Origin of the sequence: Kitasatospora sp. GP30, from assembly GCF_029892145.1 — a bacterium.
In the GTDB taxonomy this organism is placed as follows: Bacteria; Actinomycetota; Actinomycetes; order Streptomycetales; family Streptomycetaceae; genus Kitasatospora; species Kitasatospora acidiphila.
Map to the genome: position 1 here is coordinate 289,897 of NZ_JARZAH010000005.1, position 24,694 is coordinate 314,590.

Genomic DNA, 24,694 nt, shown 5'->3' on the forward strand with positions numbered 1-24,694 from the left:
CTCCTGGTGCGCCGGGTGGGGCTGCCGTACTGTCGGCTGGCATGGGGCTTGGCCAGGACATGGTGAACCGGATCTTCCAGCCCGCGACCTACGCCGACGGGGTGCCGTACGAGCTCTTCCGCGAACTGCGGGCAGCGGCGCCGGTGAGCTGGGTGGCGGAGCCGGCGGTGGGGGAGTGGCCGGCCGGGCCCGGATACTGGGCGGTGCTGCGGCACGCTGACGTCAAACACGTGCTGCGCACACCGGAGTTGTTCTCCTCGCACCTCGGCGCTACGCAGATCCGGGATCCGGACACCGACGCGGACCTGGAGTTCGCGCGCACCATGATGCTCAATCAGGATCCGCCGGAGCACTCGCGGTTGCGCCGGATCGTGGCGGCGGCCTTCACCCCGCGGGCGCTGGGGGAGTTGTCGGCGGCGATCGAGGGGTGCGCGCGGGAGTTGGTGGACTCGGTGCGGGCGGATGGCGAGGTGGACTTCGTGCGCCTGGCGGCCGACCTCCCGGTGCGCACACTGGCATGGGTGATGGGTGTGCCGGAGCAGGACCGCCAGTTGCTGGTGGACTGGTCGAACCGGGTGATCGGCTACCAGGACGCCGACTACGCCGCCTCCAGTACCGCCGACCCGGCCCACCTCACCCAGCTGGGCCGCACCGCCCTCGCCCAACGCCCCGCCACCCGCACCGGACCCGACGGCCGCCCCGTCAACCCGCGCTCCCGGGCCGCCCTGGCCGACATGTTCGCCTACGCCCACGGCCTGGCCGCGCGCCCCCGCCCCGGCAGCCTGCTGGCGCGGATGCGCGACGGCGGCCTGAGCACCGACGAGTTCGAGACCGCGTTCTTCCTGTTCGGGGTCGCCGGTAACGAGACGGTCCGCAATGGTCTGCCGGGCGGTCTGTACACGCTGCTCAGCCACCCGGAGCAGTACCGGCTGCTGATGCGGCGGCCCGAGCTGCTCGCGTCGGCGGTCGAGGAGATGCTGCGTTTCTGGCCACCCGTGGTGGATTTCCGCCGAACCGCCGTCCGGGACCTGGAGTTGGCCGGTGTGCGGATCCGGCGCGGGCAGAAGGTGGTGGTCTACCACGCCTCCGCCAACCGCGACGAGGCCGTGTTCCCGGAGGCTGACCGCTTCGACATCACCCGCACCCCGAACGACCATGTGAGCTTCGGCTACGGCCCGCACTTCTGCCTGGGTGCCCAACTGGCGCGGACGCAGCTGAAAGCGATGATCCGTCAGGTCCTGGAACTGCCAGGGCTGGAGCCGGCGGTGGCCGGCCCGCCCGCCCGGCTGGTGTCCAACTTCCAGAACGGGTTGAAGAGCCTGCCGGTGCGGTGGCGGTCCGGCAGCTGACGGCGGCGGCCGCGGGACGGCCTGTCGGGCCGTCCCGATTTCCGTGAAAACAGTTGGGACAACAGCTTTTACTGTTATTGGGAATCGCGCTACGCGCATTGACCGGTGGCAGCCTGCGGATCCGCTATCTGTTGCGCTGACCTGCAATCTTTTTTCTCGCAGCCCTCATTGACGATCATTCAACGCCTCTGCTTTGCTACCGCATGCCAGGTGATCGGCAGGGGTTGTGAACTCCCCACGTCAGCCCGTCAGTTCGACAGGACTTTCGGGCAGCTGAACCCCATGCCGCGGTGCGGAGGTCCGCACGGCCGCCTGGTTCCCCATCCCCACATGCTGCCGCCGTGCTCCCATCCCGGCGCGGACGGCAGGAGAGAGGCTCCCCCACATGGGCATGTCCCCCACCAACCGTTCGGCGCGCGCCAAGGCGCTGACCGCGCTCAGCACGCTGGCGCTCGCCGGTGCCGCCTTCGCCGCCACCCCGGCCCAGGCGAACCAGCCGGGCAACGAGCTGGCCGGCCCGAGCCACCCCTACCGGCACGGTGTCATCTCCGCGAAGGGTGCCCCCGCCGGCAGCACCGCGGGCAAGCGCACCTCCAACCTGAAGTACGGCGGCGGCGTCGACGGCATCGGCGTCACCACCGGCCCCGCCAAGATCTACCTGGTCTTCGAGGGCTCTCAGTGGGGCACCCAGGGCACCGACGCCAACGGCTACACCACCCTCTCCGGTGACCCGATGGGCATCGCGGTCCGCGCCCAGCAGCTATTCAAGGGCCTCGGCACCAACGGTGAGACCTGGTCCGGCGTCATGACCCAGTACTGCGAGGGCATCGCCAGCGGTGCCACCAGCTGCCCGTCGACCGCCGCCCACGTCGCCTACCCGACCGGCGGCGCACTGGCCGGCATCTGGGTCGACGGGTCGGCCGCCGCGCCGAACCAGGCCACCGGCAACCAGCTCGCCAACGAGGCCATCAACGCCGCCGGCCACTTCGGCAACACCACGGCCGCCTCGAACCGCGACGTGCAGTACGTGATCCTGTCGCCGACCGGCACCCACCCGGACGGCTTCAACACCACCACCGGCCAGTTCTGCGCCTGGCACGACTGGAACGGCGACACCACCCTGTCCGGTGGCGCGGCCTCCTCCCCGTACGGTGACGTCGCGTTCACCAACGACCCGTACGTGACCGACATGGGCTCCTCCTGCGGCCAGAACTACGTCAACACGGGCAACGCGGGCCTGCTGGACGGCGTGACCATGGTCTACGGCCACGAGTACGCCGAGACCATCACCGACCAGAACCCGGCCGGCGGTTGGACCGACTCGACCGGCCAGGAGAACGCCGACAAGTGCGCCTGGAAGGGCACCGGCGGCGTCGGCGGCGCCCAGAACGTCACCCTCGCGACCGGCTCCTTCGCCATGCAGGGCACCTGGGCGAACGACTACAACGGCGGCGCGGGCGGCTGCGAGATCTCGCACCCGATCGTCCCCTGATCACCGGGTGAACCCCGTCGGATCCTGAGCACCCTGGGTGAGCCGCTCGGCTCGCCCAGGGTGCTCGGCGTTTGCCGGCCTGTCAGGGGTGCGCTCAGGAGGCCGGTGCGTAGCCGCGGGTGCGGACGAGGTCGTGGGTGAGGCGGGTGAAGGCGCGGGTGGCGGCGCTCTGGTAGGCGTCGGCGCGGTGCAGCAGGGTGACGGTGCGGGCGGGAAGGGAGGGTTCGAGGGGGAGGGGGGTGAGGCGGGGGTGGTCGTGCGTGACGGCTTCGGGCAGTACGGTGGCGAGCGGGGTGCGCTGGACGACCTCGATGAGGGCCTGGACGGAGTTGGCCTCGACGGCGATGCGCGGGCTGACGCGCTGCTGCTCGAAATACCCGTCGATGTGGCCGCGGGTGGCGAAGTCGCCACTGAGCAGGGCGAGTTGGCGATCGGCGAGCTCGCGGGCCGGTAGCGGGCCCGGCCGGTCGGCAGTGGGCTGGTGGGTGCCGGTGACCAGGGTGAGCGTCTCGGTGAACAGCGCGGTGGCGGTGATGCCGGCCGGATGGGGGCCCTGGAAGGCGATGCCGAGGTCGAACTCGTCGGCCAGCAGGCCGGCTTCGATGCGGTCCTGGCTGGTCTCCCGCACGGTCAGGGCGATGCCGGGGTGGCGGGTGTGCAGCTCCGCGGTGAGCGGGCCGACCAGATAGGCGGTGAACGTGGGGGTGACCGCCAGCCGCAGCCGCCCGCGGGAGAGGTCCCGCACGTCGTGGACGGCCCGCTCGGCGGCGGCCAGGTCCAGCAGCGCGCCGCGGGCGTGGTGGGCGTACGCCTCGCCCGCGTCGGTGAGGCGCACGGTGCGGCCTGAGCGGTCCAGCAGCTGCGTGCCCAGGGTCCGTTCGAGCTGCCTGACCTGCTGGGACAGCGTGGGCTGGGAGACGTGGAGCTCCTCGGCGGCGCGGGTGAAGCTGCCGTGCTCGGCCACGGCGAGCAGATAGCGCAGGTGACGCAGTTCCAGGGCCATGGCAAAACTATAGATGACAGCTATGGCTGCCATGGTTGGAACGTCTTGGACGCTATAGGTACAGGTCATGCAGGGTGGATGTCACCAGGCCCCACGGGGCGGACCGCCATCAAAGGGAGTGACCCATGCATGACCTCGCCAAGGGCATCGCGCGTTTCCAGCGGGAGGTCTTCCCGGCCAAACAGGAGCTCTTCGCCCACCTGGCCGCCCACCACGCCCCCCGCACGCTGTTCATCGGCTGCTCCGACGCCCGCGTCGTCCCCGAGCTGATCACCGGCTGCGAACCCGGCGAGCTGTTCGTCATCCGCACCGCCGGCAACCTCGTCCCCGCCTTCACGCTGGGCGCCGACGGCATCGCGGCGAGCATCGAGTACGCGGTCGCCCAGCTGGGCGTCAGGGACATCGTCGTCTGCGGGCACTCCGCGTGCGGCGCGATGACCGCCCTCGCCGATGGGCACGACCTGAGCGGCGCCCCGGCGGTCGCCCACTGGCTGCGGCTCGCCGACGCCTCGGTGGCCCGCACCGGCACGGCCGGCGATGTGCCGGCCCTGGTGCGGCAGAACGTGCTCGCGCAGCTGGCGAACCTGGCCACCCACCCGTCGGTCGCCCGCGCCCTGGCCGAGCGGACGGTCACGCTGCACGGCTGGGTCTTCGACATCGCCACCGGCCGTGTCGAGGAACTCACCGCCACCGGTGACGCCGGGGCACCCACCGCCACCACCCACGGCGAGAAGCTCGCCGCCGTCGGCGACGCCGCACCGCTCGCGGCCTGACCCCGCCTTCCCGGTCCGGACTGGACCGTCCCGTCAGCCCGGACCGGGACCCCCTGCACTCGCCCGCCGCGCGCCCGACGCGCGAAGCGGCACACCCCGAAAGGACCCCACCCATGCACGCCCAGTTCGACCCCACCGCCCGCCAGCTGCTGGCCGCCGAGGCCGTGGCGGCCAAGACCCGCAAGAACCTCTCCTGGCAGCAGCTCGCCGACGCCTCCGGCCTGTCGGCCGCCTTCACCACCGCCGCCGTCCTCGGCCAGCACCCCCTGCCCGAGAAGTCTGCCAAGGCGGTCACCGAACTGCTGGACCTGGACGACGACGCGGCGCTGCTCCTGCAGACCATCCCCACCCGCGGCTCGATCCCCGGCGGCATTCCCACCGACCCGACCATCTACCGCTTCTACGAGATGCTCCAGGTCTACGGCACTACCCTCAAGGCCCTGGTCCACGAGCAGTTCGGCGACGGCATCATCTCCGCGATCAACTTCAAGCTCGACGTGAAGAAGGTCGCCGACCCCGAGGGCGGCGAACGCGCCGTCATCACCCTGGACGGCAAGTACCTCCCCACCAAGCCCTTCTGACACATACTCCGACGGGGCGGGCCGCCACCCGGCCCGCCCCGGCCGCCCGACACCGTACGGAGACCACCATGGACTTCATCCAGCGCACCATCGACCTCGCCCGCCAGAACGTCGCCGAGGGCGGCCGCCCGTTCGCGACCGTCATCGCCAAGGACGGCGAGATCCTGGCCGAGAGCGCGAACAAGGTCGCCCAGACCAACGACCCCACCGCGCACGCGGAGATCCTCGCCATCCGCGACGCCTGCGTGAAGCTCGGCACCGAGCACCTGACCGGTACCACCATCTACGTCCTGGCCCACCCCTGCCCGATGTGCCTGGGCTCGCTGTACTACTGCTCGCCGGACGAGGTCGTCTTCCTCACCACCCGCGACGCCTACGAGCCGCACTACGTCGACGACCGCAAGTACTTCGAACTGGGCACCTTCTACGAGGAGTTCGCCAAGAACTGGGACCAGCGCCGACTGCCGATGCGCTACCGGCCGCGCGAGGACGCGGTGGACGTCTACCGGTTCTGGCAGCAGTGCAACGGCGGCGAGCGGCGGGTCGCCGGCACCCCGACCGCCGGCTGAGGCCGGGCGCGGTTCGGGTCAGCTCTCGCTGGTCGCACCCGGGCTGGCGGGAGTGCGCAGCTGAGCCGCCCTGGCGATGTCCTCCGTGGTGACGATGCCGACCAGCCGGCCGTCGTCCAGGACCAGGATCGGCGGCTGGGCGGTCGCATGGTCGAGGACGTCGAGGAGATCGTCGCCGGGCCCGGCGACCGTGCACTCGCGCAGCGGGCGGGCCACATCGCGAACCCGGATCTCCGCCCGCCGGGCGGACGGCACCGTCAGCAGCCGGGTCAGGTCGACCAGGCCGCTCGGGCGGCCGTCGAAGTCGAGTACGGCGACCACCCGCTGGTGCGTGCGGGTGGCGAGGTCGGCGAGGAAGCGGTCCACGGTGAGCCAGTCGGGCCCGGCGGCCGCGGGCGCGGTCATGACCTGGGCGACGCGCACGCCCCGCAGCGCGGCGACCATGGTGGCGCGGCGGACCTCGGCCAGCGCCGAGGACCAGACGAACAGGCCGACCAGCACGAACCAGAAGCCGGCCGCATCACCACGGAGGACGGCGACGAAGCCGCCCGCCGACATCAGCAGGCCGGCGGCCTGGCCGGCGCGGCCGGCGACGCGCTCGGCGCGCTCCCGATCGCCGCCGCGCCGCCAGACCGCCGCCTGCAGCAGCCGGCCGCCGTCCAGGGGTGCGGCGGGCAGCAGGTTGAACACGCCGAGCAGCAGGTTGGCCCAGCCGTCCCACAGCAGGACGGCGGCCGGCAGCCGCCAGTGCGGCCCGTCCCACACCCCCAGCCCGGCTCCGACGAACAGCCCGCCCAGCAGCAGGCTGGTCAGCGGCCCGCTGCCGGCCACGGTGAACTGGACGCGCGGGGTCGGTGCCCGGCCCATCCGGGTGACGCCGCCGAGGGCGAAGACGGTCATGTCGTCCACCCGGACGCCGGCGCGCCGGGCGGTCACCGCGTGGGCGGTCTCGTGCAGCAGCAGGCTCCCGGCCAGCAGCGCGGCGCCCACCACCCCGGCGACGCCGTAGGCGGTGGCGGAGCGGCCCGGCACCCAGGCCGGAAGGGTCTGGGCGGCCAGGCCGTAGCCGAAGAACAGGAGCAGAGCGGGCGCGCTCCAGTGGATCCGCAGCGGTATGCCGAGGATCCTGCCCAGCAACGCGGTACCGCGCATCTCCACACCTGGTCCCGTCGTGGCGAGCGGTGGGCGCACGCCACGCTTCCAGTGTTCACCCGCCCGCTCCGCGGTGCCTCGACGGCTGCGCGACGCGCCTACCGCTTGATGCCGACCCCGGCGTAGAACGACACGTCCGCGTCGGTGGCCCCGGCGGGCAGGCGGTGGGCGTCGCCCTCGGCGTCGGGGCGCCAGCGGTGGGCGGGGACGATGCCCGGCTCCAGCAGCTCCAGGCCCTCGAAGAAGGTCGCGAACTCGGCTGCGGGTCGCAGCTTGAGCGTGGTGCCGACCTGGTTGTAGATCTGCTGCACCTGGCACGCGCCGTGCGGGTCCAGCTCCGCCGTGGCGTGCGAGAGCACCAGGGCCGAGCCGGTCGGCAGCGGCTTCAGCAGCCGGTCCACGATGCCGCGCGCCTCGTCGAGGTCGGGGACGAAGTGCAGCAGTGCGACCAGCGACAGCACCACGGGCTGCCCCAGGTCGAGGGTCCGGGTCAGCTGCGGGGCGTGCAGGATGGTGTCGGGGTCGCGCACGTCACCGTGGATGTAGGCGGTCCGGCCCTGGGGCGTACTGGTCATCAGCGCCCGGGAGTGCGCCAGCACGATCGGGTCGTTGTCCGCGTAGACGACCCGTGCTCGGGGGACCACCGACTGCGCGACCTCGTGCAGGTTCGGCGAGGTGGGGATGCCGGTGCCGACGTCGAGCCACTGCGACAGGCCGCGCTCCGCCAGGGCCCGGGTGGCCCGCTGCATGAACCCCCGATTCGCCCAGACCGCGGTCTTCATGGTCGGGAACACCGTGAGCACTCGTTCGGCGGCCTCCCGGTCCACCGCGAAGTGGTCCTTGCCGCCCAGGAAGTAGTCGTACATGCGGGCGCTGTGCGGTATGTCCTGCCGGATCTGTGTGCTGAGCGGTATGTCCTGCCCCAGATCGTCCGCGTTCATCCCCGACCCTCCCCTTGTGCCTGCAGCCATCTGGTCGAAGTGTAGCCAAGCTGATGATCATGCAGGTGACACCCCATCACCCGGCTGCTCCGGCCCACCCGGCTACTCCGGCCGCCTAGCGGATGCTCCCACCCGGCCCTCGGCCTGAAACGGCGTCAATGGACGGTGGCCGGCCGCGCAGCCGACGACGGTCTGCAGTCGGGCGCCGCAGTCGCGGTGGCCGACCTCCCAGGGCGGGCCGCCTGGGTCGGCGGTGTAGCGGTCGCCCCACTGCTTCAGGGCGATCATCGCCGGCCACAGGTCCCAGCCCTTCGGCGTGAGCTTGTACTCGTGCCGGGTCCGCAGGCCGGGCTGGCGGTAGGGGACGGTCTCCATGATCCCGGCGGCGACCAGCTTGCGCAGCCGGTCCGCCAGCACGGCCTCGGACAGGCCCACATGCCGGCGGAAGTCGTCGAATCGGCGGACGCCGTTCATGGCATCGCGCAGCACCAGCAGCGTCCACTTCTCGCCGATCAGGGCGAGTGCGCGCTGCACGGTGCAGTTGTCCGTGCTCAACTCCAGCCACTCCATGGGCCAATCCTAAGGCTGACTTCATGATTGACACCCAGTCATGGCGATGGCTAGCTTCGAGAAACGAAGCCAGCGGAGGGGTGGTCATGAAGAGGTCGCGCACGTTCGTATGGGAGGACCCCCGGGAGACCGCGGGCGCCGCCGGCCGGCTGAGCGGCCTGGCGTTCCTCGAGGAGATGCTCGCCGGTCGCGTTCCCCATCCGCCGATCATGGCGATGCTCGGATTCGGCCTGGAGGAGGTGGCGGCCGGGCACGCGGTGTTCGCCCTGGAGCCGGGGGAGGAGCACTACAACCCGATCGGCAGCGTGCACGGCGGTGTCTACGCCACGCTGCTCGACTCGGCCGCGGGCTGCGCGGTGCACTCGATCGTGCCCGCGGGCATGGGCTACACCTCGCTCGACCTGACGGTGAAGTTCCTGCGCCCGATGACCGTGGACACCGGCAAGGTCCGCGCCGTCGGCAAGGTGCTCAGCCACGGGCGGCGCACCGCCCTCGCGCAGGCCGAACTCCTCGACGGCGACGACCGCCTGCTGGCGCACGCCACCAGCAGCTGCATGCTCTTCCCGATCCCGCCGCGCTGAGCGGGTCCGGAAATCGCCTGTTGCCACGTCAGGAGCCCTGCCGAGGCGTAGGGTTGGGGCGTGGCCGACGATTCACACGAGGGCGGAACCGTTCCCAACGGAACGCATTCCGGCGGGACGCACAACACCGTGAGCGGGCAGGCACGGGTGGGATCGGTGGTGCAGGCCCAGCGGATCGGCGAACTGCACCAGCACATCCAGGCGGCGCCGCCGCCGGAGGCCGAACCGCCCTACCAACTGCCGCCCGCGATCCGGCTCTTCGTCGCCCGCCAGACGGAACAGGAGCGCATCCGGGGCGCGGCCGAGAGCCGACCAGGGGAGCGCGGTCCGCGGGTCGTGACGCTGGTCGGGATGGCCGGGATCGGCAAGACGGCGCTGAGCTTCGAGGTCGGTCGCGCGCTCAGCGACCGGTTCCCCGACGGTGTGCTGTACGTGGACCTCGACGACTACCGCCGTGACGGCGCGGTGGAGCTCGCCGATGTGCACGCGGAGCTGCTCACCAGCCTCGGTGTCGCGCCCGAGTGGCTCAAGCGGTCACCGGCGGGCCGCCAGAAGCAGTACTGGAGCCGCACCAACGGCAAGCGCCTGCTGGTGGTGATCGACAACGCCGGCTCCGACACCGAGGTCGAGCTGCTGATCCCGGCATCGGCGGGGAGCATGGCGATCGTGGCCAGCCACGGGGCGCTCCAGGAGCCGCCCGGCGCCGACTCGGTGGAGGTGCCCGTGCAGCCGCTCGCCGAGGAGGACGCGGTGCGGCTGCTCCGCCAACTCGTCGACGACGAGCGGTTGGCCGCCGAGCCGGAAGCGGTGCTGGAGCTGGCGCGCGGCTGCGGCGGCCTGCCCGCCGCCCTGCACGTCGCCGGGCGGTGGGCCCACAAGTACCGGCGGCGCAGCCTGAGCAGGCTGGTCGCGGAGCTCACCGCTGACCTGCGGGAGCGGGGGATCCCGATCGTGGAGGCCGTCTGGGACGCCGCCTACGACGGCCTCGGGCCGGAGGCGGCCCGGCTCTACCGGGTGCTGCCGCAGTTCCCGGCACCGGCGGTCACCGCTGCGGCCGCCGCCGCGTTGCTCGGGGCCGGCCCGCTCGCCGCCGAGGAGGCGCTGGAGGAGCTGGAGCGGGCCGGGCTGCTGGAATACCGGCCCGAGGGATACCGGATGCACGACCTGCTCCGGGGCCACGCCGAACGCCGCTCCCGCCAGGCGGACCCGGAGGGGACGGAACGCACCGCGGCCCGCCGGCAGCTGGTCCGCTGGTACCGGCGCCAGGCGGCCCGGGCGGACCTGCTGGCGGCCGGCCGGCGGATGACGTTCGCGGAGCTCGAAGCCGCCCTCCCCGACGTGCCCGACGTCGAGTTCGCCGGCACCAACGGCAAGACCGCCGCGCTCCGCTGGCTGGAGGCGCACCGCCTGGCCCTGTACGGCTGCGTTCGCTCGGCGTACGACTCCGGCTGGTTCGTGGATGCGGCGGCGCTGTGCGAGCCGCTGTGGACGCACTTCCTCGACCACCCGCACTACGCTGATGTCATCGAGGCCTTCGGTACCGGTATCGCCGCCGCGGACCGTCTTGAGGACCGCCGGCTGATGGTACGCATGCGCTGCCAACTGGCGCGCCCGCTCTGGGAGCAGGAGCTGTTCGGCGACGCGGCCGAGCAGCTGCGGCAGGCCATGGGCACCGCTGACGGCCTGGGCGACGACCCGCAGGATCGCAAACTGAAGGCCTCCGCCGTGGAGTTCCGCGGCCTGCTGAAACTCGCCCAGCACGACTGGGCCGGTGCCGCGGTCGACTTCGGGCTGTCCAGGAGCGAACACCAGGCGATCGAGAACGCCTACGGTGTGCTGCTGCAGACGTACCAGCTCGGCAAGGCCGCCTTCGGTGCCGGGGATCACGCACGAGCCGCCGAGCTGTACGAGGAGGCTCACCAGGCGGCCCGTCACCAGGAGCGGGAGCGCATGATCGCCCGCACCGGCTTCGAACTGGGGCGGGCGCTGCGCCGGTTGGGTCGTACGGACGAGGCGTCGGCCCTGATGCAGGCGGCCTTGGTCGCGGCTCGCGAGCGCGGCTCCGGCACCGAGGAGGTGCGCGTTCTGGAGGAACTCGCCCGTCTCGCGGACGACTTGGGTGACCCGGCGGCGGCCCGGCGGCAGCGTGCTGAGGCTCGCCTGCTGACCGAGCGCTCCGGAGGCCTGACGGATTCCTGAACCGACTGACCGACTGACCGACTGACCGACTGACCGACTGACCGGGACTGACCGACTGGCTGACGCTCGTCAGAGCTCGTGATCGAGGTCGGCGGCGCCCGGGGCGGTCAGCTCCACCCGGACGGTGAGCCGGCCGACCCGGCAGTCGAGTGAAGTAGGCGCTGTCCATTCGGAGTTGGCGTTGAGCCAGGCGTGAACGGCCGAGACCACGGCCGTCGGGTCCGCGCGCCGCACTCGGCCGCCCGCCCGGCTCGGTTCGATGCGGACGGCCACGAGTCCGGCTCGGTGGTGCCGGATCAGGCAGCGGTCCGCGCCGAGGATCGCGGCAGCGGTGCGGCGCCCGGGCAGCTCCGCCAGGACGTGAGCGGTCCAACCGGCCGCCGTCCAGGCGCTGGTGGGAGCGAGGGCGCCGGCGTCCTGCCGCTGCGCGTGGCGCCACAGCACCGCCGCACTCTGCACCTGCCGCAGGCCGGCGTCCGGATGGGCGGCCGCCCGATGGTGGACAGGAGAGGAACGGAAGGAGGGGTAGCGCTCGACGGTGATGTGATGCTCCGTCAGCCGGGGGATCTGCACCGCAAAGGCCGACGGCGGTTTGGGTGCGGCACTCGGCTGGGGCAGCTGACGGATCGCCGGGGCAGCAGCGGGCGGCTCCAACTGCAGGAGCCGGTATAGCTCGTGGCGCAGTCGCGGGAGCGACTCGCCCGGCAGTGCGAAGGCGGCGTCGGCGACCGGGCGGGTGTCCTGGGCGGCAGCCTGGCGCAGGGCTTCGGGCAACTCGGCGGGGTCGCCCAGGCGGGGCGCCTTGGCCAGGAGGTCGGCCATCGGGCTGCCGGGTATCAACTCGTCGCCGCCGTCGTAGGCGCCGATCACCGGGCGGCCGAGCGCGGCGGCGTAGAGGGCGGTGGAGCCGTGGTCGGTGATCACGGCATCGGCGGCGATCAGCAGCGCGGCCCACTCCTGGTGGGGCCTGGCCAGGACCAGGCCCGCCGCCAGTGCGGGCGCGAGCTGCCGGGCGAGGTCGAACTCGCCGATCCTGCTGTACTCGTTGGGGTGCAGGACCAGGGCGAAGTGGTAATCGTCGCAGGGGAGGCCGCCGACCAACTCGGCCGGCAGCCCCGGGCGTCGGGACAGCAGGGACTCCGGGCCCCAGCTCGCGGTGAGCACGACGAGCCGGCGGTCACCGGTGCCCAGCGCGGCACGGTAGCCCTCCCGATGGATCACCGAACCCAGGATCCGGTCCAGCGTGGGGTCGCCCACCACGGCCGCCCGGGCCGCCGCCGGCGGGCAGTGCTCGGCGAGCCGGGCGAGCTGGTCGCCGTGGGCCAACGCGTGCAGGCTGGCCCAGGGTTCACCGTCGGCGAGCAGGTAGTGCGGATCGAGCCCGGACGGGATTCCGGGCGAACCGTCGCCGCTGATCGCCTTGTTGAAGCCGGCGCCGTGCGGCAGCAGGACGCGCGGCCCGGACAGTGCCCACACCGCGCCCTTCGGGCTGGCGCTCAGCACCAGGTCGTGCCCGCCGCGTTGGGCCTCGTCCCAGGGGATCAGCCGGGCGCCGGCGTGTTCCAGGGCGGCGAGGGCGTCCACATCGAAGTCCGAGCCGGGGACCAGGGTGAAGCGACTGGCGATCCGCTCGTCACCGTCGAAGACCGGTAGGACGTCGAGCAGCCGGTGCAGCGCGGTCGCCGACCGGACGGCAACCAGCACCGAACGGCACCGCAAGGCGGCACCGGACCGCGGCGCTGCCTGCTGCCTGCTGCCTGCTGCCTGCTGCCTGCTGCCTGCTGCCTGCTGCCTGCTGCCTGCTGCCTGCTGCCTGCTGCCTGCTGCCTGCTGGGAACTGTCAATCTTAGCCGTCCGACGCTGTCTTTAGAAGCTCGAACGGCATCCTACCCAACGGTGCCCCAGGGGAGGCCGGATCCCCTGGGGCACCGTCGGGCACTTGCTACGGCCGATGCGTCAGCCGAGGCTGGACGTGATGAAGTTCTGGCCGTCGTACGAGCCCCAGCCGGTCACCTGGTCGTAGCCGGTGCCCGCGGAGAAGGCGCCGTTGGAGCCGCTGGTGACATCGTGGAAGGCGGAACCGTAGTTGGAGCCGCCGGCCAGGTTGTAGATGGTCGGGTTGGCGAACCCGAACTTCGCCCCGCCCTTGGCAGCCGCGTACTGGTTGTAGATGGCCGTGAAGGCGGCCCAGTTCGGGGCGGCGCCGCTGGTGCCGCCGATCTCCTGCCAGGCACCGCCGGTGTAGACCGCCCAGCCGGTGCTGGGGTCGGCCGCGGCCGCGACGTCCGGCACCTCGCGCTGCGTGATGCCGAGCGAGGACTGGTAGCTCGGAGCCGAGTAGGCCGTGGAGGTGCCGCCGCCGCTGCCGGACCAGGCGGTCTCGCCCGCGTAGCTGCCGTCGGAGTTGGCGGACAGGGTGGTGCCGCCGACGCCGGTGACGTACGGGTCGCTGGCCGGGTAGTCGACCGAGGTGCCGCCGTTGCCCGCATCGTCGGAGCCGCTGTCACCGGAGGCCGCGTAGTACGACTGCCCCTGGGCCGAGGCCTCCTGGTAGGTGTTGTCGTCCGCGTTGCGCTGCGAGTCGGTGGTGCCGGACTCGGCCTGGCCCCAGCTGATCGAGACGATCGGCACGTTGTCGCTGACCAGCTGCGAGTAGAGGGCCTCGTCGCCGGCGGTGCTGTTGGGCGCCTCGTAGACCTTGATGTTGGCGCCGGGGGCGAGCGCCTGGATCACCTGGATGTCGAGGTCGACCTCGCCCGCGCCCGAGGTGTCGGTGGTGCCGCCGGCGACGGGGACCACGGTCGGGGCGCTGACGTTCAGGCCGTAGTTGGAGTCGTAGGCGTTGACGTCCGACTGGTCGTACGAGGAGAACTCGACCAGGCCGATGGTCTGGCCGCTGCCGGTGTAGCCGTTGCCGTTGAGCCCGGTGAGGTCGTAGGCGGCCTTGCCGCTGGTCGGGTCGAGGCCGGCCGAGGCGTCGGCGGTGGCGCTCGGCTTGACGGCCGGGTTGGCGTGGCTGAAGTGCGAGTGGACGGTGTAGTTGTTCAGACCGGCGACGTCGACCACCTGGGACGCGAAGGTGGCCGGCAGCGTCGGCGCGCTGGTGTTGGCGAAGTAGTCGCGCGCGGCGTGGTTGTCGTGGAACGTGGCCAGGTGGGTGTTGAAGGCCTTCTCCAGCTGCTGCGCGCTACCGGAGGCGGTCACCGTGAGGTGGTTGGCCGACAGCTTGCCGACCGCCAGGCCCTGGCTCTTGAGGTAGTCGGTGACCTGGGAGATGGTCTTGTCGCTGGCGCCGAACCGGTCGGCGAACTGCTTGACCGTCAAGTAGTGCTTGTACTGCGGGGACTTGGGGTCCGAGACCTGCTTGAGGAAGCTCTGCAGACCGGCCTGGTCGCGCACGGCGAGGCTGACCGTGACGTCCTTCTTGTCGGTCGGCGCGACGTCGCCGGTGCGCACGGACTGGGCAAGCGCCTTGACCACGTCGCCGTGGACGGCGAGCTGCGGCTGGGGGGCCGCGTGGGCGGGGGTGGTCAGCGCGAGGGCGGCGATGACCGACATCGGCGCGGCGAGCGCGCCGAGGACCTTGAGACGGTGGGGAGTCACAAGGAGATCCTTCCTTGTCATGGATGCATCAATGGATCGCCGCTGAAAGATTGGGGACCGATCGGCGGGGACTGAGCAACCGTAAGATCCCCGCCGGTCACCCGGCAGCCGTGAAAACCCTCGGTCGTCCCTGTACTGACCCGCCCTCAGGAAACGTCCAGGAAACGTAGGGTGCCCTATCAGGAACGGGGGTTACGCCCTCGCGTCAGTCCGTCGGCGCCTTGGCGAGCTCGGTGCGCGACCGCACGCCGAGCTTGCGGTAGACCCGCGACAGCGACGCCTCCACCGTCTTCACACTGATGAAACAGGCCGCTGCGATCTCCCGGTTGGTCGCCCCATCCGCGGCCAGGGCCGCGATCCGCTGCTCCGAGGGCGTGAGCAGCACCGCACCGGACGCGTCGGCCGACTGCCGCGCCGCACCGGCGCGCCCGCCACCGCCACCCTGGATCCGCCGCTTGATCGGGCCCAGCCAAGCGGCCGCCCCGGTGTCCTGACAGATCCGCAGGGCCTCGTCCGCCGCCGACCGGGCCGCCCCCTGACGCCGCCGGCGGCGCTCCAACTGCGCCTGGGCGGCCAGCGCCCGGGCCAGCTCCAGCGGCACCCCCTCGGACCGCAGCCGTGCGACGGCGCGCTCCAGCAGCGCGGCGGCCTCGGCGTGCTCATCGCGCGCCAGATGCCACAGCGCCTCGGCCCGTTCCAGGCACCCGAGCACCGCCTCGCGGTCCAGCCGCCGGGCCGCCTCGGTCACCTGGTCCAGCAGCGCCCTGGCCTCGTCCAGCGCTGCCCTGCCGCCCTGGCACACCAGGGCCTCCACCAGGTCGGCGTGCCAGCGGCCGACCCCGGGATCGACGATGCCCATGGCGCGCTCGATCTCCAGCGCCTTGCGCAACGCCCGCACGGCCGCCTCGGGTTCGTCGCCCATCAGATGCACCCGGCCGAGCACCGTGAGGTTCCACAGCAGCCAGAAGCGATCACCCTCGCGCTCGGCCGTGCGGGCCCCGCGCTGGGCCAGCCGGCGGGCCAACTCCAGCGAGCCGCCCACCGATTCGGCCGCCGCCGTGACGTAGGCGACCGGGCCCGCCTCCTCGAAGGCCGCACCGTAGCCGTCCTCGCCGCTCTGCTCGACTCCCAGGCGCCGCGCGTGCAGGGCGGCCACCTGCCGGGCGGCCCGCAGCGCCCCGGCGCAGTCCGCGGCCCGGATCCGCACACCGGCCAACTGGATCGTCACGTCGATCAGTTCCTCCATCCCGAGCTGGCCGGTGAACCTCCTGAGCAGCTCCAGGAGTGAACTCTCTGCCGCAGCAAGCCGGTTGGCATGCAGATGGAAGACGGCCTCGGTCATCAGGGCCTCGCGCAGCCGCACGTCGTCGATGCCGTTCGCGCGGGCCGTCTCCAGGGCCAGGGCGAGGGTGGACTCGGCACGCGGGTCACCGCCCAGTCGCCGCAGGTAGGCCAGTGTGGTCAGCGCCTCCAGCTGGGTCTCGGGCCGGTTCGCCGCCGCCGCCAGGTCAGCGGCTCGCCCCGCCGCCGCCTCGGCCTGGTCGAGCCGGCCCGCGAGGAGATCCCGGTTGGCCTGCCAGCAGCGCAGTCGGGCCTCCAGGCCGGGCGAGCCGGCGGCCGCGGCCTCCGCCAGCCCGTCCTGGATCAGACCGCCCTCGTGCTCCAGGGACTGCCCGGCGCAGCGCAGCAGCACCAGGCGAGCCCGCACCCGCACCTCGGGGTCGGGCTCCTCCAGCAGGGCCTGCGCCTCGGCGCGCGCGGCGTCCCGGTGGCCGGCGTCCACCGCGTAGTCGGCGGCGGTCAGGCGGCGTTCGGTGCGCAACTCGGGCTGCTCGACCGGGGTGCGGGCCACGGCGAGGGCGGCGAGTTCGGCGGCCGTGCCGGGGGCGCTGCGTCGGCGGGCGGTGGCGGCGGCGGTCATCAGGCTCCGCGCGACCTCCTCGTCCCGCGCCGGGTTGGCGAGCGCCCGGTGTCTGGCCCGCTCCACCGGCTCGGTCTCCGCCGCGGCCAGCCGGGTGTGCGCAGCTCGCCGGGACCGGCCGCCGGCCTCGGCGTAGACGGCGCGACCGAGTGCCGGGCTGTCGAAGGCGACCTGGCCGTCAGGGGCGATCCGCAGTATGCCCAGCCGTTCGGCGGTCTCCAACTCGACGGTGACGGACGGCCCGCCGGCGGTGGCCAGCAGGGTGAGGTCGGGGCGCGCGGCGGCACTGACCAGCAGCAGCGCCTCGCGTGCCGGCTCCGGGAGCGTGCGCAGCAGTTCGGCGTGGTGCCCGCCCGGCGGCTCGCCCGTAGCCGCCCGGTTCGGGCCGCCGGGCGGGTCGCCGTGGACCCAACCGCTCAGGCCACCGCTCGGCCCTCCGTTCGTCGGTGGGGCGTTGAACGGTGCGCCGTCGGGCGGCAGCGTGCGCAGCAGCTCCAGCGCATCACCGGGATTGCCGCGCGCCGCCCGGGTGATCTCCCGCACCGTGGCGGACGGCAGCGACTGTCCGGCGTGCTCGGCCAGCAGCACCGCCAACTCGGCGGGCGTCAGCGGCGGAACCGTCAGCCGCGCGGTCCCGGGCGGGCAGAGCGGGGCGAACGCCGGACCTCGCCCGGCGGCGACGGGTTCACTGGCCACCAAGCGCAGCAGCGTCCCGCCGATCCGGCGGGCCACGAACCCCAGCACCCGCGCGGTCGGTTCGTCCACCCAGTGCAGGTCGTCCACCACCAGCCAGACCGGCCCCTGGTCGGCGAGTCGCCGCAGCAGCGTCAGTACGGCCAACGGCACCCGGGCGTCGCCCAGTTGACCCGCGTCGGGTTGGCCACCGCGTAGCAGGGCGGCCCGCAACGCGTCGCCCTGCCCGGCCGGCAGCCGGTCCAGCACCTCGTCGTCGACGTCTTCCAGCAGGTCGATCAGCCCCATGAACGGCAGCGCCTGCTCCGCCGCCACCGGCGAGCAGCGCAGCACCCGCACGCCGATCGCCTGGCCGTGCGCCACCAGCTGCTCCAGCAGCCGGGAGCGCCCGATCCTCGGCGGACCGAGCAGCAGCACGCCGGGAGCCTCCCGCATCGCCTCGACTGCCCTGTTCATGACATTCTCATGGGCGGACACGGGTCCGGCAGCCATCTCCATCACCCGGAGCAGTCCCTTCGGCGGTTCTCGTGTTCACGTCATCCTTGGGGAGACAGACGTGGGCCGCAGGCATCCCGTTCCGGTCAAAAAGAGCAGGCTCGGCGACCGTTCTGCGGGCATTCGGTGCCGATGCCGGAACCGATCACCGTCAGTGGACCGGCGGCGACCAGGGCGTGCCGGTCGGCGACGCCCCGGTCGGCCGGACGCTGCTATTCGACGATGGCCAGCTCGCGCGAGGTGTCGTTGAAGCGACGGCCCCCGGTCTCGGTGACGGTGACGATGTCCTCGATCCGGACCCCGAAGCGGCCGGGCAGGTAGATGCCGGGCTCGATCGAGAAGCACATGCCGGGGACCAGCGGCTGCTCCTCACCCTCGATCATGTACGGCGGCTCGTGGGTGGTGATGCCGATGCCGTGACCGGTCCGGTGGATGAAGTACTCGCCATAGCCGGCCTCGGTGATCACGGCACGGGCCACCCGGTCGATCTCCTGGCACGCCACCCCGGGGCGAACGGCCTCGAACGCGGTCTGCTGGGCCCGGCGCACCACCTCGTGCACCTCGCGCACCTGGTCGGGCACGTCCGCGCCGACGTGCACGGTCCGCGTGGTGTCGGAGCCGTAGCCGTCCTTGAGGCCGCCGAAGTCCAGCACCACGGTGTCGCCGGGCCGGATGACCCGGTCGCCCGCCTCGTGGTGCGGGTTGGCGCCGTTGGGGCCCGAGCCGACCACGGTGAAGTCGACCTGGCTGTGGCCGAATTCGAGCAGCCGGGCGGCGAGGTCGGCGGCGATGTCGCACTCCCGGCGACCCGCGAACGGCACGGTCAGGATCGCCCGGTAGGTGGCGTCGGCGGCCGCGCCGGCGGCGGCCAGCCGCTCGAGCTCATCCTCGCCCTTCACCGCGCGCAGCATCGGCAGTGACCTGGTCAGTGAGCTGAACGAGCCACCGGGCAGGGCTTCTTGGAGGCCCAGCAGGTGCATCGCCCAGGCGGAGTCGCTGATGCCGTACCGGCCGGCCGAATCCAGCAGCGGGCGGAGCACCAGGTACGGGTCCATGCCGTCGGTCCAGTCGGCCAGTTGGAGCGCCGGGGCGCCGATGGCGTGCTCGGCGTCCGGCCGCTCCAGCTTGGGCACCAGCAGGGTGGGGGCACCGTCGGCCGGCAGCACCAGGGCGGTCAGCCGCTCGGTGATGGCGGTGGGCTGGTAGCCCGTCAGATGGACCAGGTCGGGCCCGGGGGTGATGACCAGCCCGGCCAGCCCGGCGCGGGCGGCTTCCTGGGCGGCCCGGGTCATCCGGTCGGCGAAGTCCTGGGTGGTGAAGGGGATCGGCACTGCGGCCTGCCTTTCCGGGTGAGGGGGCGCCTGGCTGGCCGCAGCGTAACAGCGCAGGCGGCCGCCTGCTCGGGGATTCGTCAGGCGACGGATCTTCAGCAGGCGGCCACTTCACGGGAACCCGCCGTCAGACCCGCGCGACCGTCCGCGCGGCGTCCGCCTCGGGCTGCTCCAGCCGCGCCAGCAGCTGCTCGCCCTCCATGTCGACCCGCGGCAGCAGCCTCTCCAACCACCCGGGGAGCCACCAGGCCGCCCGCCCGAACAGCGCCATCGCGGCCGGCACCAACGCCATCCGCACCACGAAGGCGTCCACCAACACGCCCACCGCCAGCGCGAATCCGATCGGCTGGACGATCGGGTCGTCGCCGAAGACGAAGCTGCCGAAGACCGAGATCATGATCAGGGCCGCCGCGGTGACCACCCGGGCACCGTTCTTCACACCGGCGACCACCGCCTCGCGCGGTGCCATGCCGTGCACGTGCTGCTCCTTCATGCCGGAGACCAGGAACAGCTCGTAGTCCATCGCCAGCCCGAACAGCACCCCGATCAGCAGGATCGGCACGAAGCTCACCACCGGACCGACCTTGGGCACGTCGATCACGCCGTCCAGCCACCCCCACTGGTAGACCGCCACCACGGCGCCGAGCGAGGCAGTGATGCTGAGCAGGAAACCGGCCACCGCCTTCAACGGCACCAGGATCGACCGGAAGGCCAGCGCCAGCAGCACCAGCGCGATACCGACGATCACCGCGACGAACGGCGGCAGCGCGGCGCCGAGCTTGTTGGAGACGTCGATGTTGGCGGCCGTGGTCCCGGTGACCGCGATCCGCGCGCCGGTCTCGGCCTGCAGCGCACCGCGCTGGTCGCGGATCTGGTTCACCAGCTGCCGGGTGTCGGCGTCGTCCGGGCCGCTGCGCGGGATCACGGTCAGCAGCGCTGTGCGGCTCGGCTGGTCGACGATCGGCGGCAGTAGCGCCTGCACGCCCTTCAGACCGGACAGTTCATGCGCCACGGTCTGCACCGCCTGCTCGGGCGCGGCGGCCTGCCCGGCGTCCACGACCACCACCAGCGGGGCGTTGAAACCGGGGCCGAAGCTGCGGCTGACCTGGTCGTAGGCGGTCCGGGCGCCGGTGCCGACGGCCTGCGAACCGCCGCCCGGCAGGCCCAGGTCGAGGCTCGCCGCCGGCACCGCAAGGGTGGCCAGCGCGGCCAGGCCGGCCACCAGCACGGCGAGCGGGCGGCGCACCACGAAGCCCGCCCAGCGCTCGCCCATGGTGCGCCGCCCGGGGGAGCGCAGCGCACGCCGCCACACCGGCAGCCGGTCGATGGCGCGGCCCGCGAAGCCCAGCAGCGCGGGCAGCAGGGTGATCGCGACCAGGACGGCCACCACCACCGCGCCGGAGGCGGCCAGGCCCATCACGGTGAGGAACGGCACGCCCGCGACCGCCAGGCCGGCCAGCGCCACCACCACCGTCAGCCCGGCGAAGACCACCGCGCTGCCGGCCGTGGCCGTGGCCCGCGCGGTGGCCTCCTCCGGCTCCAGCCCCTCGGCGAGATGGCGGCGGTGCCGCGACACGATGAAGAGGGCGTAGTCGATGCCGACCGCCAGGCCGACCATCAGCGCCAGCACCGGCGCGGTGGAGATGATCTCGAACGAGCCGGCCAGGGTGAGCAGCCCGGCCATCGCGATGCCGACCCCGACCAGCGCGGTGGCCAGCGGCAGTCCGGCGGCGACCAGCGAACCCAGGGTGATCACCAGCACCGCCCCGGCCACCAGCAGACCGACCGACTCCCCGCCGCCGACCTGCGCCATCTTGTTGTAGGCGTCACCGCCGAAGGCGACCGTCAGCCCCGCGGCGTGCGCCGGTTCGGCGGCCGCCTTCACCGCGTCACGCTGGTGGTCCGTGATGTCGGCGAGCTTGCTGTCGAAGGAGACCGGCACCAGCACGGTCTTGCCGTCCGGTGCGACGGCTCCGCTGGTGTACGGGTCGGGGGCGGCCGCGACGCCCGGCACCGACTTGATCGCGGTGACCGCCTCGCTGACCGCCGCCGCGGTCTGCGGTGCCTTGATGCCGCCGGGCTGCTCGGTCGAGAAGACCACCAGCGCGGAGCCGTGGCCCTGCGCCGGGAAGGTGCCCTTGATGTGGTCGAGGGTGGTCTGCGCCTCGGTGCCCGGGACCTTGAACTCATCGCTGGTCTTGCCGGCGAACGCCCCCGCCGCGCCGCCGATCGCGATCAGCACGGCCAGCCAGACGGCGAGCACGGTCCGGCGCCGACGGAAACACCATCGGGCTAGTCGGTACAGGTAGGTGGCCATGCGGAACCCCCGCTCAGGTATCGCGGCCGACAGCGTCATGTCCTCGGGGCAACGGCGTGCTCGGCCAGGTCGGTCCTCACCGTACGCGCAACTTGGTCAGCTGACAAAGTCGGACGACATGAACGTCTGACACGGTCGAACAACTCAGTCATCGGAACATGGCGATACTCTGGCCTGATGGCACACGTCCCCGCCTCCGAACGACGCCCGCAGCTGATCCGGGCCGCCATCGACCTGATGACCCGCGAGGGGGTGTCGGCCGGGAGCACCCGGGCGATCGCTGCCGAACTGGGCGTGGCGCAGGCGACGGTGCACTACACCTTCGGCACCAAGAAGGACCTCTACCGCGCCGTGGTCGAGCAGCTGACCGCCGACGTCATGGAGCAGGTGCACAGCTCGGCCCCCGCCGAGGGGCCGTTCGAGGAGCAGGTCCGGGCGATGGTGGACGGGCTCTGGGAAAGCTCCGTCGGAGCGGAGGGACGGTGTGTGCTGCTGGAGGAGTTCGCGGCACTGGCCCTGCGCGACCCGGATCTGCAGGAGATCATGAGCGGCCTCCAGAAGCGGACCGAGGAGACGGCGACGGCCATCATCAGCGGCGTCGCCGAGGCCCACGGCCTGGAACTGGCCCTGCCCGCGCACGAGCTCGCCATCCAGTTCCTGGCCGGCTTCGACGGGCTGGTCACCCGTTACCTGGTGCTGCGCCGTGCCGGTGAGCAGGCCGACGAGCAGGCCGCGCGGCAGCTCGACCTGCTGGTGGCCACCATGATCGGCCTCTGCCTGGGCCGGCCCGCCCGGACATCCTGACGGACCGTCAACAGCCTTGCCGCCCGCACCCGGTGGCGCCTGGGGTGCGGGCGGGTTCTCCGTTCAGTGCCGGCGTCTGCGGCGCCCGTCATGCCGGCCGTGCTTGGCATCGCGCTCGGCCCGCAAGGCCAGTGCCTCCTCGAAGAGCCGGGCCAGTTCCTTGGCGGCGGGGCTGATCGGGAGCGGCGGCTCGGTCGGGTAGCCGTCGGCATCGACCAGGCCCCGCTCCCGCAACTGGTGATCGTGCACCTTCAGCGGCGGCTCCTGGCTGCGGTCCGACGGGCGCGGCCCCTCCGGGCCGTCCGGCCCCATCCGCAGCAGCCGCTCCACCCGGATCACCCGCAGCAGCCGCCCGGCCACCTCGACCTCGTCGCACCTGGTGTCGTCGAGCAGGTCCGCTGCCTCGGCGTAGACCGCGCGCTCGGCCGCATCCAACCCGCGCATCACCGGGGACATCACCCGCAGGTCCATGGACAGGAAATCCCGGGCCGCCTGCGGGGTGCGGCAGAGCACCGCCGGCTCGGGGCGCCAGCCGAAGGTCGACTGCTCGGCGATCGAGAAGGCGGTCGGCAGCAGCACGCCGTCGGGGTGGCCGCGCCGGGCCACGTCGGCGTCCCGCACCGCGCCGGGCGCCAGCGAGCCGGCGGGGCGGACCAGCCGGAGCAGCTGCAGCTTGAGGACGCCCTCGCACAGCTCGGTCGGCGCACTCGGGTCGATCGGCAGCCCGTCCAGCCCGTCGTCGTCCCCGAAGGCGTGCCCGACAGGATGCGGGTCGGGGTCGGTGGGGCGCGGCGGCTCCGGGCCGTCCGCACCGCTACGGATGAACAACTCGGCGCGCACCACGCGGTAGCGCCTGCCGAGCACCGCCAGCTCGTCGACGACCTCCCAGTCCAGCCGCTTGGCGGCGGCCAGGAACTCCCGCTGCGCCGATGCCTCGCTGGCCGCTTCGGCCGACGCGGCCAGTTGGCGGAACACCAGCGCCATGCTGTCCCGGCTGCTCTGCGGGTCGGGGTGGCCGAGGTGGCGGCAGAGCTGCCAGCCGCCCTCCTCCCGCTCGGTGGCGATGCCGAACACCGGCCCGCTGAAGCCGCGCAGCTCGGGGTAGCGGTCGCGGGCCTGCCAGGCCTCGATGTCCTTGAGGGCCGCGACCGGCTCATCGGGTGTGGTTGCCCGAGTGTTTCGCTGGCCCGGGATGTTCGGTGAGTCATCCGTCATGGCGACAGCATGCGGTCGTCCGGTCACTTGGCGCAGTCGGTTGGCAGGGATTCAGCCATCCGGGGGAGCGCGCGGCTGCGGGGACGGCGAGGGTCAGGTGCGCCGGTGGGGGGAGCCGTGGCCGGCGAGCGGGCGGGTGGGGCCGGGGGCGTCCTGCGGCTCGCGCGGTGCGCGGGGCTTGGCCGGGGCGGCGGGGCCCGCCAAAGGCTCCGTCGGTGCGGTGGGCTCCTTCGAGGGCTCGGCCGGCGCGGCAGGCGCCTCGGCCGGCTCGGTGGCGGGCTCGGCACCCGCTGCGGTCGGGGTGATGGGCTCGTCGCGCGGTGCGCTCGAGGTGGCGGGCTCGTCGCGCGGTGCAGTCGAGGTGGCGGGCTCGGTCGGCGGCTCGGGGGCAGCCCTCGCCCGCCTGCGGCGCTGCCGCCATGCGAGCGCGCCCGCCAGCACCAGCGCCGCCACGCCGACCGCGATCAGCCCGGCGAGGCCCACCGTGCGCAGCAGCCCGGCGGCGGAGGCGCCGAGGAAGTACCCGGCGGCGACGTTCAGCGGCCCCCAGGTGAGCGAGGCGGCCGCGCTGTAGCCGAGGAACGAGCGGTACGGCATCCGAGCGGCGCCCGCCGTGAACGGCACGAAGGACCGCACGAACCCGATGAACCGCCCGGTGAACACGGCCGGTCCGCCGCGTCGGCGCAGGTAGCCGGCGGCCCGGTCGATCCGACCGCCGGGCTTGATCCGCCGGCGCCGGCACGGAGCGTCGACCCGCTTGCCGAACAGCCGGCCGAGCCAGTAGCCCGTGTTGTCGCCGACGATGCCACCCGCGATCACCACCAGGGCGAGCAGGAACGGGTTCAGTACCCCGCGGCTGGAGAGCGCGGCGGCGAACAGCACCACCGTCTCGCTGGGGAGCACCAGGCCGACGAAAGCGCTGGTCTCGCCCGCCGTCAACAGGAAGATCAGCGCATAGGCCCACATTCCGGCGCCCGCCACCAGTGCGGTGAGGTTCACGGCGGCCCCCAGGAGCAGTTGCGGTCAGGCGGCGACGGGTGATCGGGCAGGCACGAACGGGCCACTCCGGCAGAGCGACCTGCGAAAAGACAACACGCCGAACGAG

The 24,694-nt window shown here is 72.8% G+C and carries 19 protein-coding genes; 8 read left to right on the forward strand and 11 right to left on the reverse strand.

What is annotated here, in order from left to right; genetic code table 11:
- Positions 1-41 precede the first annotated feature (41 nt).
- A complete protein-coding gene (locus tag P3T35_RS11140; protein WP_280705628.1) occupies positions 42-1,349 on the forward strand; it encodes a cytochrome P450 in 1,308 nt (435 codons plus the stop codon).
- 385 nt (positions 1,350-1,734) lie between these two features.
- On the forward strand, positions 1,735-2,841 hold the full coding sequence (locus tag P3T35_RS11145) for a hypothetical protein (protein WP_180356824.1): 1,107 nt from the start codon (positions 1,735-1,737) through the stop codon (positions 2,839-2,841).
- Positions 2,842-2,935: 94 nt separating this feature from the next.
- Here the strand turns inward: P3T35_RS11145 and cynR are convergent, their stop codons facing one another.
- Positions 2,936-3,844 carry a transcriptional regulator CynR gene (gene cynR / locus P3T35_RS11150; protein ID WP_101384557.1) on the reverse strand — a complete coding sequence of 303 codons (909 nt, stop codon included), beginning with the start codon at positions 3,842-3,844 and terminating at the stop codon, positions 2,936-2,938.
- A gap of 125 nt (positions 3,845-3,969) precedes the next feature.
- On the opposite strand from cynR, the gene P3T35_RS11155 reads away from it, so the two are divergent.
- The 3 genes from P3T35_RS11155 (at position 3,970) to P3T35_RS11165 (ending at position 5,767) form a co-directional block, all read left to right on the forward strand.
- Positions 3,970-4,617, forward strand: a complete 648-nt coding sequence (locus tag P3T35_RS11155; RefSeq protein ID WP_101384558.1) for a carbonic anhydrase — start codon at positions 3,970-3,972, stop codon at positions 4,615-4,617.
- 113 nt (positions 4,618-4,730) lie between these two features.
- The gene (cynS, locus tag P3T35_RS11160; protein ID WP_101384559.1) at positions 4,731-5,198 is read left to right on the forward strand and encodes a cyanase; all 468 of its coding nucleotides are present in this window, start codon (positions 4,731-4,733) and stop codon (positions 5,196-5,198) included.
- 68 nt (positions 5,199-5,266) lie between these two features.
- Positions 5,267-5,767, forward strand: a complete 501-nt coding sequence (locus tag P3T35_RS11165) for a nucleoside deaminase (protein WP_101384560.1) — start codon at positions 5,267-5,269, stop codon at positions 5,765-5,767.
- An 18-nt stretch (positions 5,768-5,785) separates the two neighbouring features.
- Here P3T35_RS11165 and P3T35_RS11170 read toward each other — a convergent pair whose 3' ends face one another.
- The 3 genes from P3T35_RS11170 to P3T35_RS11180 all read right to left on the reverse strand — a co-directional run bounded on the left by P3T35_RS11170 (position 5,786) and on the right by P3T35_RS11180 (position 8,430).
- Entirely contained in the window at positions 5,786-6,919 is a 1,134-nt protein-coding gene (locus tag P3T35_RS11170; protein ID WP_101385578.1) for a site-2 protease family protein, read from the reverse strand.
- Between the two features lie 98 nt (positions 6,920-7,017).
- A complete protein-coding gene (locus tag P3T35_RS11175; RefSeq protein ID WP_101384561.1) occupies positions 7,018-7,860 on the reverse strand; it encodes an SAM-dependent methyltransferase in 843 nt (280 codons plus the stop codon).
- A 102-nt stretch (positions 7,861-7,962) separates the two neighbouring features.
- Positions 7,963-8,430, reverse strand: a complete 468-nt coding sequence (locus P3T35_RS11180; RefSeq protein ID WP_101384562.1) for a helix-turn-helix domain-containing protein — start codon at positions 8,428-8,430, stop codon at positions 7,963-7,965.
- Between the two features lie 86 nt (positions 8,431-8,516).
- On the opposite strand from P3T35_RS11180, the gene P3T35_RS11185 reads away from it, so the two are divergent.
- Both P3T35_RS11185 and P3T35_RS11190 read left to right on the forward strand, forming a co-directional pair.
- A complete protein-coding gene (locus P3T35_RS11185; protein ID WP_101384563.1) occupies positions 8,517-9,011 on the forward strand; it encodes a PaaI family thioesterase in 495 nt (164 codons plus the stop codon).
- 129 nt (positions 9,012-9,140) lie between these two features.
- On the forward strand, positions 9,141-11,210 hold the full coding sequence (locus P3T35_RS11190) for an NB-ARC domain-containing protein (protein WP_180356825.1): 2,070 nt from the start codon (positions 9,141-9,143) through the stop codon (positions 11,208-11,210).
- Positions 11,211-11,279: 69 nt separating this feature from the next.
- Here P3T35_RS11190 and P3T35_RS11195 read toward each other — a convergent pair whose 3' ends face one another.
- The 5 genes from P3T35_RS11195 to P3T35_RS11215 all read right to left on the reverse strand — a co-directional run bounded on the left by P3T35_RS11195 (position 11,280) and on the right by P3T35_RS11215 (position 21,570).
- Positions 11,280-12,914 (reverse strand): translation initiation factor 2, encoded by a 1,635-nt coding sequence (locus P3T35_RS11195; RefSeq protein ID WP_280705638.1) that lies wholly within the window; start codon positions 12,912-12,914, stop codon positions 11,280-11,282.
- A 252-nt stretch (positions 12,915-13,166) separates the two neighbouring features.
- The gene (locus P3T35_RS11200) at positions 13,167-14,813 is read right to left on the reverse strand and encodes a S53 family peptidase (RefSeq protein WP_280705640.1); all 1,647 of its coding nucleotides are present in this window, start codon (positions 14,811-14,813) and stop codon (positions 13,167-13,169) included.
- Between the two features lie 205 nt (positions 14,814-15,018).
- A complete protein-coding gene (locus P3T35_RS11205; RefSeq protein WP_180356826.1) occupies positions 15,019-17,883 on the reverse strand; it encodes a LuxR family transcriptional regulator in 2,865 nt (954 codons plus the stop codon).
- Positions 17,884-18,134: 251 nt separating this feature from the next.
- On the reverse strand, positions 18,135-19,214 hold the full coding sequence (locus P3T35_RS11210; RefSeq protein WP_101385580.1) for an aminopeptidase P family protein: 1,080 nt from the start codon (positions 19,212-19,214) through the stop codon (positions 18,135-18,137).
- A 166-nt stretch (positions 19,215-19,380) separates the two neighbouring features.
- Positions 19,381-21,570 carry an MMPL family transporter gene (locus P3T35_RS11215; protein WP_101384567.1) on the reverse strand — a complete coding sequence of 730 codons (2,190 nt, stop codon included), beginning with the start codon at positions 21,568-21,570 and terminating at the stop codon, positions 19,381-19,383.
- 177 nt (positions 21,571-21,747) lie between these two features.
- On the opposite strand from P3T35_RS11215, the gene P3T35_RS11220 reads away from it, so the two are divergent.
- Positions 21,748-22,374, forward strand: coding sequence for a TetR/AcrR family transcriptional regulator (locus P3T35_RS11220; protein ID WP_101384568.1), 627 nt, complete (start codon positions 21,748-21,750; stop codon positions 22,372-22,374).
- A gap of 63 nt (positions 22,375-22,437) precedes the next feature.
- Here the strand turns inward: P3T35_RS11220 and P3T35_RS11225 are convergent, their stop codons facing one another.
- Entirely contained in the window at positions 22,438-23,589 is a 1,152-nt protein-coding gene (locus tag P3T35_RS11225) for a DUF5954 family protein (protein WP_101384569.1), read from the reverse strand.
- 93 nt (positions 23,590-23,682) lie between these two features.
- A complete protein-coding gene (locus tag P3T35_RS11230; protein ID WP_101384570.1) occupies positions 23,683-24,588 on the reverse strand; it encodes a DedA family protein in 906 nt (301 codons plus the stop codon).
- Positions 24,589-24,694 lie beyond the last annotated feature (106 nt).

Coding starts and splice junctions, on each gene's coding strand:
- P3T35_RS11140 (WP_280705628.1), top strand. CDS start 42: ATGGGGCTTGGCCAGGACATGGTGAACCGGATCTTCCAGCCCGCGACC.
- P3T35_RS11145 (WP_180356824.1), top strand. CDS start 1,735: ATGGGCATGTCCCCCACCAACCGTTCGGCGCGCGCCAAGGCGCTGACC.
- cynR (WP_101384557.1), bottom strand. CDS start 3,844: ATGGCCCTGGAACTGCGTCACCTGCGCTATCTGCTCGCCGTGGCCGAG.
- P3T35_RS11155 (WP_101384558.1), top strand. CDS start 3,970: ATGCATGACCTCGCCAAGGGCATCGCGCGTTTCCAGCGGGAGGTCTTC.
- cynS (WP_101384559.1), top strand. CDS start 4,731: ATGCACGCCCAGTTCGACCCCACCGCCCGCCAGCTGCTGGCCGCCGAG.
- P3T35_RS11165 (WP_101384560.1), top strand. CDS start 5,267: ATGGACTTCATCCAGCGCACCATCGACCTCGCCCGCCAGAACGTCGCC.
- P3T35_RS11170 (WP_101385578.1), bottom strand. CDS start 6,919: ATGCGCGGTACCGCGTTGCTGGGCAGGATCCTCGGCATACCGCTGCGG.
- P3T35_RS11175 (WP_101384561.1), bottom strand. CDS start 7,860: ATGAACGCGGACGATCTGGGGCAGGACATACCGCTCAGCACACAGATC.
- P3T35_RS11180 (WP_101384562.1), bottom strand. CDS start 8,430: ATGGAGTGGCTGGAGTTGAGCACGGACAACTGCACCGTGCAGCGCGCA.
- P3T35_RS11185 (WP_101384563.1), top strand. CDS start 8,517: ATGAAGAGGTCGCGCACGTTCGTATGGGAGGACCCCCGGGAGACCGCG.
- P3T35_RS11205 (WP_180356826.1), bottom strand. CDS start 17,883: ATGAACAGGGCAGTCGAGGCGATGCGGGAGGCTCCCGGCGTGCTGCTG.
- P3T35_RS11210 (WP_101385580.1), bottom strand. CDS start 19,214: ATGACCCGGGCCGCCCAGGAAGCCGCCCGCGCCGGGCTGGCCGGGCTG.
- P3T35_RS11215 (WP_101384567.1), bottom strand. CDS start 21,570: ATGGCCACCTACCTGTACCGACTAGCCCGATGGTGTTTCCGTCGGCGC.
- P3T35_RS11220 (WP_101384568.1), top strand. CDS start 21,748: ATGGCACACGTCCCCGCCTCCGAACGACGCCCGCAGCTGATCCGGGCC.
- P3T35_RS11225 (WP_101384569.1), bottom strand. CDS start 23,589: ATGACGGATGACTCACCGAACATCCCGGGCCAGCGAAACACTCGGGCA.